General features: G+C 69.7%; 10 protein-coding genes and 1 pseudogene. 1 reads left to right on the top strand and 10 read right to left on the bottom strand.

The features are described from left to right. Positions 1 to 91: 91 nt before the first annotated feature. The 4 genes and pseudogenes from AWC19_RS19825 to AWC19_RS19810 all read right to left on the bottom strand — a co-directional run bounded on the left by AWC19_RS19825 (position 92) and on the right by AWC19_RS19810 (position 4,941). Positions 92 to 778, bottom strand: coding sequence for a TetR/AcrR family transcriptional regulator (locus AWC19_RS19825; RefSeq protein WP_085079697.1), 687 nt, complete (start codon positions 776 to 778; stop codon positions 92 to 94). Between the two features lie 174 nt (positions 779 to 952). Continuing rightward, entirely contained in the window at positions 953 to 1,948 is a 996-nt protein-coding gene (locus AWC19_RS19820; RefSeq protein WP_245849165.1) for a Gfo/Idh/MocA family protein, read from the bottom strand. A gap of 51 nt (positions 1,949 to 1,999) precedes the next feature. Next, a complete protein-coding gene (locus tag AWC19_RS19815) occupies positions 2,000 to 3,223 on the bottom strand; it encodes an FAD-dependent oxidoreductase (protein ID WP_085079696.1) in 1,224 nt (407 codons plus the stop codon). A 117-nt stretch (positions 3,224 to 3,340) separates the two neighbouring features. Next, positions 3,341 to 4,941, bottom strand: a pseudogene (locus AWC19_RS19810) (arylsulfatase). 110 nt (positions 4,942 to 5,051) lie between these two features. Between AWC19_RS19810 and AWC19_RS19805 the strand changes: the two are divergent. Then, positions 5,052 to 6,071, top strand: coding sequence for an NAD(P)H-dependent flavin oxidoreductase (locus tag AWC19_RS19805; protein ID WP_085079695.1), 1,020 nt, complete (start codon positions 5,052 to 5,054; stop codon positions 6,069 to 6,071). Between the two features lie 6 nt (positions 6,072 to 6,077). On the opposite strand, the gene AWC19_RS19800 is transcribed toward AWC19_RS19805, so the two are convergent. The 6 genes from AWC19_RS19800 to AWC19_RS19775 all read right to left on the bottom strand — a co-directional run bounded on the left by AWC19_RS19800 (position 6,078) and on the right by AWC19_RS19775 (position 12,337). Then, entirely contained in the window at positions 6,078 to 6,896 is an 819-nt protein-coding gene (locus AWC19_RS19800) for a class I SAM-dependent methyltransferase (RefSeq protein ID WP_085079758.1), read from the bottom strand. Positions 6,897 to 6,937: 41 nt separating this feature from the next. Next, a complete protein-coding gene (locus AWC19_RS19795; RefSeq protein WP_085079694.1) occupies positions 6,938 to 7,930 on the bottom strand; it encodes an alpha/beta fold hydrolase in 993 nt (330 codons plus the stop codon). A gap of 431 nt (positions 7,931 to 8,361) precedes the next feature. Continuing rightward, complete coding sequence (locus tag AWC19_RS19790; protein ID WP_085079693.1) at positions 8,362 to 9,630, bottom strand: amidohydrolase family protein; 1,269 nt, start codon at positions 9,628 to 9,630, stop codon at positions 8,362 to 8,364. A 43-nt stretch (positions 9,631 to 9,673) separates the two neighbouring features. Continuing rightward, positions 9,674 to 10,447 carry a class II aldolase/adducin family protein gene (locus AWC19_RS19785; protein ID WP_085079692.1) on the bottom strand — a complete coding sequence of 258 codons (774 nt, stop codon included), beginning with the start codon at positions 10,445 to 10,447 and terminating at the stop codon, positions 9,674 to 9,676. After that, the gene (locus AWC19_RS19780; RefSeq protein ID WP_085079691.1) at positions 10,434 to 12,056 is read right to left on the bottom strand and encodes a class I adenylate-forming enzyme family protein; all 1,623 of its coding nucleotides are present in this window, start codon (positions 12,054 to 12,056) and stop codon (positions 10,434 to 10,436) included. The genes AWC19_RS19785 and AWC19_RS19780 overlap by 14 nt, the downstream gene beginning before the upstream one ends. A gap of 50 nt (positions 12,057 to 12,106) precedes the next feature. After that, positions 12,107 to 12,337 carry a hypothetical protein gene (locus AWC19_RS19775; protein ID WP_085079690.1) on the bottom strand — a complete coding sequence of 77 codons (231 nt, stop codon included), beginning with the start codon at positions 12,335 to 12,337 and terminating at the stop codon, positions 12,107 to 12,109. Between the last annotated feature and the right edge of the window lie 135 nt (positions 12,338 to 12,472).

The following is a 12,472-nucleotide window of genomic DNA, read 5'->3' as shown; positions in this document are numbered from 1 at the left end:
CTTAATTGCCTTGACCCGCAGGAAGATCCGGCCACTCTATTCCCGTAGAGAACCACATGGCGGGTGCTCTGGCAAGACCCTGACACGAGACTCAACCGGACGCGGCCGCGCGGCGTCGACCCGCTCGGCGCGTGCCGCCGCCGTCGGTCAGCCGACCCTTTTTCGGGCTTTTCAGGATGCCCGCGGCAATAGCCGATAGGATGCCGTCGAGCTGCTCGGCGCTGCCGACGACCCGGTCGCCGTGGGCGGCCCGCATCAGCAAGCCGTTGATGAAGGTCAACGTGACGTTGCTGAGATCCTCGACCACGGCCGGATCCAGTTCGGCGCCGTGCGGCATCAGCTGCACCAGGATCTCGCGGTGCAGCTCGGTGAACGCGTCGGTCGCCTGCTGCAGGATCGCCGCGAGCGCGGGGTCCCGGCTGGCCTGCATGGTCAGCTCGTACCTGGCCTTCGTCAGCGACAACTGGGGCTCGATGCCGGCCTGGATGACCACCTGTGACAGCCGCGACGGCGACGGGCGCTGCCCGGGTCCGTCCGAGCCGTCGGCGGCGGATTGCAGCGCCGCCAGATCCAGCTCGGCCAGCCGCTCGGCCACCGCGCGCAGCAGCGCCGAGCGGGTCCGGAAATAGAACGAGGTGGTGCCGTCGGGCACGGCGGCCTCGCGGTCGACCTTGAGATGGCTCAGCCCCTTGGCCCCGTCGGCGGCCAACAGCCGGATCGCCGCATCGCACAGGTCGCGGCGGCGCTCGGCGGGATTAGGCTTTCGTCGTCTGTCCATTCACCATCCGTTGGCTCGGACCGAGAGATTACTCTACATTCGTAGTGACCGTAAGGGGCGACCGCTGGTTCGCTCGGGTAGCCGCCCTTTTCGCTCGCGCGTCGCGGATTTCGCGTGTTGATCGAGCGCATCCTGCTCGAGGCGCCGAGGCGCTGGTCCGCGCGCCGACCCAGATCACGACCGGGCCGGTTCTCGCGGCGGAAGGCCAGCGGCCCGATAGATCGCGTCGATGACGGTCATGTTTTCGATCGCGTCTTCGGGGGCCGTTTCGACCGGTGCGCCGCGCAGCACCGCCGCGGCGAAGGCGTCGAGTTGGTAGGCATACGAGGGTCGCGGCCCGAAGCGCTCGACGCGCCTGCCGTCGGGCGAGCGGACCGTGAGCCGGTGGAACACGTGGGGAAGCACCGGATTTATGACGCGCGCCTCGCCGCGTTCGCCGACGACCTTGGCGTTGATCTGCAGCAGGCGCGCCGACCACATCGAGCAGCGGATCCGGCCGGTATGGCCGCCGGCGAACCTGACCTCGGCGGTCATGGCCCGGTCGACCTGGGGGTCACGCAGCTTTGCTTGCGCCCAAACGACTTCCGGCGTCGACCCGCCGAACGTGCGGACCATGTGAACCGCGTAGCAGCCGGCGTCCATCGTGGCGCCGCCGGCCAGCGAATAGTCGTAGCGGATGTCGGAGAATTTCGGCAGCGGAAAGCACAGCGCGGCCTCCACCCGCTCGATCTTGCCCAGCTCGCCCGACGCGATGATCTCCTCGACGCGACGAATCATCGGGTGGTAGCGATAGTGGAAGGCCTCCATCACGACCCGATCCGAGGTCGCGGCCAGGTCGGCGATCTCCCGCGCCTCGGCCGCGTTGGCGGTGAACGGCTTTTCGCACAGGACGTGCTTGCCGGCGGTCAGCGCCGCCCGCGTCCACCGGCCGTGCAAGCCGTTCGGCAGTGGGATGTAAACCGCGTCGAGGCCGGGGTCGGCGACCAGCGCGTCGTAGCTGTCGTGCACCAGGGGGATGCCGTGTTTGTCGGCGAAGGCCCGCCCGCGCGACGCATCGCGGGCCGCCACCGCGGCCACCTCGACCTCGCTGTTCTGCCTGGCCGGGTTGACGAGCGCCAACGGTGCGATCTGCGCCGCACCCAGGACGCCGATCCGCAGGTGTTCGGGCACGGACCCGACGCTAGCACCCGGTCATACCCGGCCGCGGGCCATCACCGGCGGCTATCGACGTGCGAAGGCGGGCGCATGTTCGGGCCGCACGCCGACGCCGATGAAATACGCCGGCAGCAAAGACAGCCACGGTAGCCGCTCCATCACAGCGAGCAACGCGGCCGGCGGTGTGGGGTCGGCGCCGCGCAGCAGCGGGCCGAGCAGCCGCCGCTGCAGCATCCGTTGCACCGCCTGGGTCACCGCGGTGGGCAAAAGTCGGCGGCGACGCACGGCCGCCAGGTCGCGATCCGTGACCCGGTGCTGCCGCAGGGGTTCGGCCAGGATGGTCGCGGCGGCCACGGCGTCCTGGACGGCCAGGTTGATGCCGACGCCGCCGAGCGGGGACATCGCGTGCGCGGCGTCGCCGATGCACAGCAGCCCGTTCGTGTGCCAGGGCCGCAGGCGGTCCACCCGGACGTCGAGGTGCTTGACGTCGTCCATGGACGTCAGGGCGGCCACCGCCTCGTGGGCGCCGGGCAGCAGCGCGCCGACGTCGCGGCGGAACGCCTCGATGCCGCGCGCCCGCAGCTGGGCGTCCGTCCCCTTGGGGCCGAGGTAGGCGATTTGGTCGTAGCCGTCGCGCGGGATCACACCGAGCGCCTTGCCGGGGGCCACGCGCGGCAGGAAAAAGAACTGGGCGGCGCCGTCGCGCGGCAACCGGAACCACCACACGTCGAAGGTCACCGGGTATTCGCGGTTCTTCAAGCCGGCCTCGCGGCGGACGATCGACCACCGGCCGTCGCAGGCCACGGTCAGCTCGGCCCGCAACTCGCCGGGGCCGTCCGGTCCCCGGTAGCGGACTCCGGTGACGCGGCCGCCCTCCCGCAGCAGCCCGCTGGCTTCGGTGCGCATCCGCAGGGTGAAGCTCGGCTCGGCCTGCGCGGCGTCGGCGAGCAGGTTGAGCAAGTCCCACTGTGGGACCATCGCGACAAAAGGGTGGGGTTGGCCGAAGGACCCGAGCCGCCCGAAGTCGAGGTAGGTCACCGAGCGGCCGTCGGTCTCGAACTTCGCGTCGCGGACCGCGGTGAACGGCAGCTTCTCGAAGCGCTCCCACAGGCCCAGCTCGTCGAGCAACCGCATCGTGGTGGGATGCACGGTGTCGCCGCGAAAGTCGCGCAGGAAGTCCCCGTGCTTTTCCAGCAGCGTGACCTCCACACCCGCCCGCGCCAGCAGCAGCCCCAGGACCATGCCTGCCGGGCCTCCGCCGATGATCGCGCAGGTGGTGCTCTCGGCCATTAGCGCCCAAGCATAGGCGGCGGGCGGTGCGCACGTGGCTGCCGATTTCCTGCGAGGCGTCGCGTGTAGTCGAGATGAGGGCGGAAGGGCTACTCGCCCGCGCCCTCGGGCGAGCGGCTACAGTTCGGCGTCGAACACCGAGACCGGGTCGAGGATCACCCCGGTTTCCTCGACGTAGCGGTCCCACAGCGCGACGAGCTCCGCGAGCTTGTCGGGCCGCGAGTGGGCCAGGTCGTCGGTCTCGCCGGGGTCCGCCGACAGGTCGTAGAGCTGCCAGGTGCCGGGACCGTAGGGTGCGGGCAGGTAGAGGGCCTTCCAGGCTCCCTGGCGAATCGCCCTGCGCCCGAACAACTCCCAGCCGGTGCCGGTCTGGGCGTCGTGCACCGCTTCGCGGTCGCCCGCCAGGTACGGAACCAGCGAGCGGCCGCGCATGGGTTCGATGTCGCGGCCGCGATAGGCGGTGCCGGGATGCGCGATACCGGCCAGGTCGAGGACCGTCGGGGCGATGTCCATGACGGTGGTGAACGCCGTGCCGATCTCGGCCTGCCGGGCAAAGCCGGGCCAGGTCATAAATCCCACCACCGGATACCGCCCTCGGTGGTGAACGCCTTGTGCAGCCGCGACGGCGCCGTGGCCGCCTGCGCCCACCGGGGCCCGTACCAGATGAACGAGTTGGGACGGCCGAGGTTGTCCAGGCTGTTGTCGCAATACTTTTCGATCTGCGCGACGATCTGCGGACCGCGCAGCGGCATCGCCTCGACCATCGCGCCCTCGGCGCCGTTGTCGGACAAAAAGATCACGACCGTGTTGTCCAGCTCCCCGGTGCCGGCCAGGTAGTCGATCACCCCGCCGATGTTGGCGTCCATGCGGTCCACCATCCCGGCGTAGACCTCCATGCTGCGGGCCGAGCGCGCGCGCTCGTCGTCGGTCATGTCGTCCCACTCGGGGACACCGTCGGCCACGACCGGATGCGCGACGACGTCGGGCGGGCACAGCCCGAGCTTTTTGAGCGCGGCCAGGCGTTCCTCGCGCAGTGCGTCCGGCCCGGCGTCGTAGCGTCCGCGGTAGGGCGCGACGGACTCGTCGGGCGCCTGCAACGGCCAGTGCGGTGCCTGGAAGGGCAGATAGGCGAAGAACGGCCGGTCCTCCTCGCAAGACCGTTCGCGCAAGTAGCGCAGCAGCGTGTCGGTGTAGAAGTCGGAGGAGTAGAAGTCCTCGCCGACGGTGACGAAGCGGTCGTCTTCGGTGTAAAGCGTTCGCACGGGCGAAAACCCGCCGCCCGCCGCCGGGCCGTAATGACTTGCGCCGGCGGGCAGCAGCGCGAAGCTGCGCTCGAACCCGCGGGCCCAGGGCGACGTTTCGATGGTGTCGCCCAGGTGCCACTTGCCCGACATCAGCGTCAGGTACCCGGCGTCCCGCAGCAGCTCGGGCAGCGCCACGACGCGGTCGTTCAGGTAACCCTCGTAGCCGGGCGCCCCCTGGAAGCCGGGCAGCGCGACCTCGAGCATCGTGCCGATGCCGGCGATGTGGTGGTCGGTGCCGGTCAGCAGCATCGCCCGGGTGGGCGAACACGCCGGCGCGGAGTGGAAATCGGTGAACCGGATGCCGGCGTAGGCCAGCCGATCGAGGTTGGGGGTGTTGATCTCGCCGCCGAACGCGCCGATATCGGAAAAGCCGAGGTCGTCCGCGACGATGACGAGAAAATTGGGCCGCTTCACGGTGAAGCATCCTGTCAGGTCTGGCGCCGCGAGAAAACGTTGCCCGGGTGGCCGATATTGTTTCCGAAACGGCGCCCGGTCCGCGGGGCGCGGAAGGCGAGGGAGCACGGATGCTCGAGCAGTTTGGCATGTCCGTTCCGTTGATCGCCGCCCCGATGTCGGGCGGCCCGACCACCCCGGCGATGGTGGCGGCGGCAACGCAGGCGGGCGGCTTCGGCCTGCTGGCCGCGGGCTACAAGACCGTGGAGGCCGTCGAAGCGGAGATCAAGGCGGTTCGCTCCGAGGGAATCCCCTTTGGGGTCAGCGTGTTCGCGCCCAATCCCCTCCCCGTCGACCCCGACGCGTACCGGCGCTACGCCGCGATCATCCAGAAGGAGGCCGACGAGTTCGGCCTCACCCTGCCCGCCGATCCCATCGAGGACACCGACAGTTTCGACGAGAAGGTCGAGCTGTTGCTCGACGACCCGGTGCCGATGGTGTCGTTCACCTTCGGGATTCCGTCGCGGGACGTGATTGCCTCCCTGAAACGTGCCAATAGCGTTGTGGTTCAAACGGTTACGACCCTCGAAGAGGCGGCCCGGGCGCAACAGGCCGGGGTCGACATGCTCGTGCTGCAGGCGGCGGCGGCCGGCGGACATTCCGGCACGCTGTCGCCGCGCGAACCGTCGAAACCGGTTCCGATCGTCGACCTGGTCAAGCGGGTCACCGCGGCGGTGCCGCTGCCGGTGCTGGCCACCGGCGGCCTCGCCACCCCCGCCGCGGTCGCCGACGTCATCCGTGCGGGCGCCACCGCGGCCGCGGTCGGCACGGTGTTGCTGCGTGCCACCGAAAGCGGCGCCTCGGCCACCCACCAGGCCGCCCTCGCCGACCCGGCCCGCACCGAGACCGTGATCACCCGCTCGTTCACCGGGCGTCCCGCCCGCGGCCTGCGCAACGCGTTCATCGACACCCACGAAGACCAGGCCCCGCTGGGTTATCCGGCGATTCACTACCTGACCAGCCCGCTGCGCAAGGCCGCCGCGGCGGCGGGCAAGCCGGACTATGTCCACCTGTGGGCGGGCACCGGATACCGGCACGCCACCGCCGAGCCCGCGGCCGACATCCTGCGTCGCCTCGCCTCCGACCTCTGACCGGGGTCAGTATTCGAAGCGGTTCAGCACGTCGTAACCGCGTGCTCCGACGGCGCAGGAGAGCGCGTAGAGCCACCGCACCGGGGTCGAGTCGATCTTGCGATAGTCGGCCAGCGTGGAAATCCGCTCGACCAGGCGCAGCCGCGGGTTCCACGCTTGCAGCTCTCGCACGTCGCGGATCCCCCACTTGACGATGCCCCCGCTGAGGACCTTGGACAGTAGCGGCGCCAGCCGCGAGAGCGTGTCGAAAACCATTTCGCCGCAATCGAATCGGTCAGTCAAACGCTGCAGCAGCCTGCGCACTTCGCTCTCCGGCAGGTACATCAGCAGGCCCTCGGCGACGACGAGCGTGGGTCGGCCGGTCGGAATCTGTTGCAACCACTCGGCGTCCGTCACCGACGAGCCGATCATCCGGTAGCGTTCGGTGTCGCCGTACAGGCGGCGCCGCAGTTCGATGACGCTTGGCTGGTCGACGTCGTACCACAGCACCGAGGGCGGCGGGTCCAACCGAAAGGCGCGACCGTCCAGGCCGCAACCCAAGTGCAGGACGACCGCGTCGGGGTGATCGCGCAAAAAGTCGGCGCACCAGTCGTCGAGCCGCTTGGCGCGCAGCACCACCAGGTATTGGTTAATCGCCGGGACCGAGCTCCGATGAATGCGCTTGAAGTCGTAGTCGATCCTTTGCACCGCGTCCGCGGCCGCCTTGTCGCCCAAAATCGGCCGCTCAGACCGGCTTTCGTAGGCGCGCAGGTAAAGCGTCACCAGATTCGTCCACTCGACGGAACCCCACGCCACCGAACCGAAGTCGACCCTCGCCGCGCCCATGATGCCCTCCCCTTGCGAGGGTAGCCGGTGGGCGTCGGCGATCAACCGGCCACGCCACGCGCGTAGGGGCGCCGCTTGCCGATGATGCCGTCGATCGCCTCGCTGACGCATTGCGGGTCCTCTTCGAGGAGCATGTGTCCGGCGGCCGGGCGGTGCAGGTGCGTGGCGCCCGGGATGGCCGCGGCCAGGTCGCGCGCGTGCTCGGCCGGGGTGGTCAGGTCCGCTCCCCCGCTGATGACGACGGTGTCGGCGGCGATGGACGCCAACGCGTCGTACTGGTCGTATCGCTGCAGGCTGGGCAGGAAACCGGCGGCGGTGGTCAGCGAGATGGTGTGAATGGCCGAGGCCGTGACGGCGGCGGCGCCCTTTCGAGCGGCACCCGAATACCGCAGCAGGGCGCCGTAGACGGGCCGCACCAGCCCGCCGAGCGTTTGATCGGCGCGTCGGGGGATGCGGTGGACGAGGTCGAAAAGCATTCCGGTGGCCCGACTTCCGAGAAAGCGGCCGAGCCCGCGCTCGGTGAGCCGCCCGGCCGCGGTGGCGACAAGCACGAGGCCCTGCGGTTCCACCGGACGATCGGCGGCGGGACGGCCCAGGTAGGCCAGCGCGGTCATCCCGCCCATCGAGTGGCCCGCCAGCGTGAGCGGGCCCCGCACCCGCAGGGCGGTGAGAACGTCGGCGAGGTCGTCGGCGAGCCGGTCGATGCGGTAGGTGTGCATGTCGGCGCCCGACGACTCGCCGTGGCCGCGGTGGTCGTAGGTGATGATCCGCACGCGGTCGCCCCACTGGCGCACCAGGTGCCGGACCTGCAGCGCCCAACTCGCCTGGGTCAAGCAAAGCCCGTGCAACAGCACCACGGTGTGGTCGCGGGCACCCGAGGACCCGTAGTCGCGGACCGCCAGCCGCACGCCGTCACTGGCGATCACCGTGCGCTCGACGTAGCCGTCGCGGCGCACCGGCAGCCGCGGCGGTCGCGGCGGGCTGCTCGTGCGGTAGGCGTTTGATCCCGTAGTCAGTTCTGGCTGAGTGAACACGGCGGCTCCCGTTCGGTGTCGGCGTCGGGCGGGTCCCGGCACCGTGGCTGCATCTGAAGCTACGGAGCGGCGGCGTCCGTGACGCGCTTGTGCGCGATAGCCACGCAACGTGCGATTTTGAGGTTTTGCGCATTCTGCGCGGCGCGTTTTCGGGCCGGGGTGCGACCGATGGTCATCCGTTCCCGTCGCGGCTTCGAAGCACTAGCGAGCGGTTGTGACGGTCACCGCGGTCAGGTCAAGAAGGAGGCCCGTGTCGATGGGATCTGGCAGTTTGTGAACTGGGTCGCCACGCCGTCGTGTCGCACCGCCGCGTCGGCGCCGGCGGTGCTCGATCCGGTCCAGGCGGGCGGACCGCCGCAGGTGTCGGCCCACGCGGCGGCCCTGAACCGCGGCGATTGCCCGTGCCCCCACAGCGCAGGTGCGCAGTCGCCCTAGAAGGCGTCGGGGTCCCGCTGCACTTCGGCCGGCACCGGGTGCCGGTACAGGCGAGACGCGTTCTCCCAGCTGAACTTTCGGATCACGTCCGGCGGCAGGTCGCCGATTTGCTCGTGGATCGTTTGCTGGGTGTGCGGCCAGGTGGAGTCGCAGTGCGGATAGTCGGCCTCCAGCATGATGTTGTCCACGCCGATCCGGTCGCGCTGCACGAACGACGACTTGTCCTCGACCGCGCAGAACCAGAAATTGCGCGTGAACACCTCTGCCGGGGTGAGGGATTCGCCGAGCTCCCGCCACGTGCCGTACATCTCGTGATAGCTCAGCATGTGGTCGAGCCGATCCAACAGCCCCGCGACCCAACCGATTCCGCCTTCCGACAGGCAGATCTTCAGGTCGGGAAACCTGCTGGGCAGCCCGGAGTACAACCAGTCCACCGCCGCGGAGATGGCATAGGCGAAGAACAGCACCCCTTGCACGTCCGGCGGCGCGTCGTCGGTGGTGGACGGCGAGGATCCCGACGACCCGATGTGCAGATTCACCACGGTCCCGGTTTCGGCGCAGGCCGCCATCATCGGATCCCAGTGGCCCGAGTGGATGCTCGGCAGCCCGAGCATCGCCGGGTTCTCGCTGAAGGTGACGGCGTGAAAACCCCGCTCGGCGTTCTCATAGATCATCGCCGCGCCCAGCTCCGGGTCCAGCAGCCACGGCAGTTGGCACGGGATGATCCGTTCGGGATACGAGCCCGCCCACACCTCGAGGTGCCAGTCGTTCCACGCGCGCACCGCGGCCAGCGCCAGGTCGCGGTCCTTCGTCACCTGCTGCAGCCGCTGGCCGGCGAACCCCGGTAGAAACGACGGGAAGTTGAGCGAGGCGTAGACGCCGTTGAGGTCCATGTCCTTGACGCGCTCGTGGATGTCCCATGCGCCCCTGCGCATTTCGTCGAACCGGACCGGCTCGAAGCCGTACTCGGCCACCGGTCGCCCGACGACGGCGTTGAAGCCGACGTTGGGCAGCGCCCGGCCGTCGTAGACCCAGGTCTGCCCGCCGTCGTCGGTCTCCACCACCTTGGGCGCGCGGTCGGCGAACTTGCGCGGCAGCCGCCCGGTGAAGGTGTCCGGCGGTTCGACGATGTGGTCGTCGACCGAGATGACCGTGTAGCGGCGCCGCGCCCGGGGCGGATCCGGCAGGAATGTGACGCTGCGCTGCTCGCCCGTCTTCGCGGTGGTGAAATTCAGATTGGCGGCCAGCTCGTCGATCGACTTCACCGAGATCGACCTCCTTGCGCGGCATGGCTTCCGGTGCGGGGTTTCACTTGAGCACGTCCGGGTCGGCCTTGATGGTCAGCCGCGCGGCGCCGGCCCAATACACGTCGGCGGCCCGCTCGATGAGCGAGCGCTGCATGCCGGCCATGTCCGACCAGTTCATCTTCGACGGCTGCTGGCCGGTCAGCATGACGTCGTAGGCGAGCCTGCAGACCCGCTCGATCGACGCCGCGCGGTAGACGGCCTCCGCCAGGTTGCGGCCGGTCGCGATGACGCCGTGGTTGGCCAGGATGGTGAGGTTGGCCCCGCCGATGCGGGCCGCGAGATCGGCCGCGCGGGCGGCGCTGTCGATTTCGCCGTCGTAGGTGTCCACCAGGCAGAGGTCGTCGAGGTACAGCGACCCGGTTTGGTGCACCAGCTCGGGCAGCCTGCCCAGCGCGGCGAGCACACACGCGTAGTACGGGTGATTGTGAACGACCACCCGGGCGTCGGCGCGGACCCGGTGCAGTTCGGTGTGAATGTGGATGGCCGGGGTGACGTCCCACCGGCCTCGGATCACCCGCGCCTCGCTGTCCACCACGCAGATGTCCGAGGCGGTGAGCTCCTGCCACCACAGGCCCCACGGGTTGACCAACATGTCCGTCTGGCCGTCGCGCTGCCAGGTGATGTGCCCGGCCATGTTCTCCGCGAACCCGATCGAGGCGAGGTGGCGAAACGCCACCGCCAGCGCCTGTTCGTCGGACAGCTCGACGCCGATCGGCGGTACCACCGCGGGAGCCCAGACCTCCAGGCCACCGCGCCGCGGGTTAGGAGCGTTCATGGCCGTCCTCCATCCTGGTTCGAATGTCTTGCCGCAGTTCGCCTTTGGCGACCTTGCCGCCAGACGATCGGGGAAGCTCGTCGACGACGATGAGCCGTTCGGGCAGCAACTCCTTGGACACCCCCAGCGCCAGCAGGTGTTCGGCAAGCTCGGGTAGGTCGACGGTGGCCGAGTCGACGAGTTCGGCGTAGACGCAGACCTTTTCGCCGAACACCGGATCGGGCATCGCGACCGCCGCCGCCACCGCGATCGCCGGATGGCTGGTAACGGCGTCCTCGACCTGGGTTGCGCTGATGTTTTTGCCGCCGCGCAGGATGAAGTCGGAGGTGCGGCCGGTCACGGTGAGGTAGCCGTCCGCGTCGATCTCGCAGACGTCGCCCATACGCATCCAGCCGTCGGGGGTGAACAGCTTGTCATGGTCGGCCCCGCCGAGGTAGCCCAGGCTGGTCGCCGGGCCCCGGCAGGCGGGCTGGCCGCGCCCCGCCGCGCTGACGTCCCGATCCCCGTCGAACAGGCGCACATTCATTTCCGGGACTATGCGGCCGCCGGTGCGCAACCGGCGCTCGCGCGGGTCGTCGACCGTGGTCGCGCTGAGCATCCCGGTCTCGTTGGACCCGTAGAACTGCAGGATCACCGCGCCGGTGAGTTCCTCGAACTCCGCGGCCGGCCGGTACGGCAGCGCCTCGCCGCCGGCGAACACGACCCGCAACGAGCTCAGGTCGTGCTCGCGGGAAGCGGGGTCCGCCATCAGCATGGTCAGTTGCGTGCTGACACAACACAACACGGTGACCCGGTGGCGCGCGATCGCCTCGCACGCCGCGCCGGCGGTGAACTTCGGCAGGATCACCGCCGTGGCGCCAAGATAAATCGGGGTGGTGTGGCTGGTCCAGATTCCGAAGCCGAACGGCGTGGGGATGACCGGCAAGAACACGTCGTCGGACTTCAGCAGCCCGTTGGCGACGGCCTTCTGGTGAAAGTAATACCAACGGTTCTGGGTGTGCACGACGCATTTCGGCAGGCCGGTCGTGCCCGAGGTGGAATTGATGAGGAACACGTCGTCGGCGCCGAGTTGGGAATCGGGACTTAACTGGGCGGGCTTGTCGGGGGTGTCGAGCCGCAGCGCACCGCCGTCGCCGCCCAAGACCAGCGTGGCCACCGGGTACTCGCCGGCCACCCCGTCGGCGGCGACGCGGCGCTGTGGGTCGCTGATCAAAAGGGTGGGTTGCGAATTGCGCAGTATCGCAACGACCTCGCGCGTCCCGGCCCGCGCGCCGATCCCGACCACCACGGCGCCGCAGCGTTCGATCGCGACGAACAGCGCATGGATGGCCGCGGCGTCTCCGTGCCAGACGGCGACCCGATCGCCTCGTCCCACGCCAAAGCCGGTCAGCTGGCACGCCAGATCCGTTGCCGCGTGGTCGAATTCGCGCCAGGTCAGCAACGCGCCGGGGTGGTCGACGTAGGCCGGGTGGTAAGGTGTCGACTCGGCGTTGCGGCGCACCGCGTCCGATAGCGTCGCGTCGGACCACCAGCCGGCGGCGCGAAACCTGGCGGAGTCCTCGTCGGTGAAGGCCGGCGAGCCCACGGTATCCAGCCCACCGGCGCTCATTCCCAAATGATAGGAAAGCCGCGCGGGGTTTGGTCGCAGAAGTGCCGTCGCTAGGGATTCTGCGGCGCCGGGGCGGTGTGATGCTTGGCCCCGGGCGTCCCCGGGCGGGCGTGCGGGGTGGGGCAGGTGCGGTGCGGGATGCAGCCGCAGTTGAGGCCGACGACGCAGCCGCCCCCGCCGGTGGGCGGTTCACCCGCTCCGCCCGCGCCCAGCCCGACCGCGAGAACCAGAGCCGCGCCGGCGCACAACGCGGCCGCCATCCTGTCAACGCGGTTCGCCATAAGGTCAACTGTAGTTTCTCTTTCCGGGTGCGCACGACGACGCTTCGACGCTCGAAGAAGGCGGTGGCGGCCGGCATCGGGATGGGCGTGCTTCTCGGTCCGGCCTGCGCCCTGGGGTGGCGCCCGGGGCTGCCG

The organism is Mycobacterium palustre (assembly GCF_002101785.1).
Lineage (GTDB): Bacteria > Actinomycetota > Actinomycetes > Mycobacteriales > Mycobacteriaceae > Mycobacterium > Mycobacterium palustre.
This window is presented reverse-complemented; position numbering and strand designations above follow the sequence as displayed.

Coding starts and splice junctions, on each gene's coding strand:
- AWC19_RS19815 (WP_085079696.1), bottom strand. CDS start 3,223: ATGGCCGAGAGCACCACCTGCGCGATCATCGGCGGAGGCCCGGCAGGC.
- AWC19_RS19805 (WP_085079695.1), top strand. CDS start 5,052: ATGCTCGAGCAGTTTGGCATGTCCGTTCCGTTGATCGCCGCCCCGATG.
- AWC19_RS19775 (WP_085079690.1), bottom strand. CDS start 12,337: ATGGCGAACCGCGTTGACAGGATGGCGGCCGCGTTGTGCGCCGGCGCG.
- AWC19_RS19825 (WP_085079697.1), bottom strand. CDS start 778: ATGGACAGACGACGAAAGCCTAATCCCGCCGAGCGCCGCCGCGACCTG.
- AWC19_RS19785 (WP_085079692.1), bottom strand. CDS start 10,447: ATGAACGCTCCTAACCCGCGGCGCGGTGGCCTGGAGGTCTGGGCTCCC.
- AWC19_RS19780 (WP_085079691.1), bottom strand. CDS start 12,056: ATGAGCGCCGGTGGGCTGGATACCGTGGGCTCGCCGGCCTTCACCGAC.
- AWC19_RS19800 (WP_085079758.1), bottom strand. CDS start 6,896: ATGGGCGCGGCGAGGGTCGACTTCGGTTCGGTGGCGTGGGGTTCCGTC.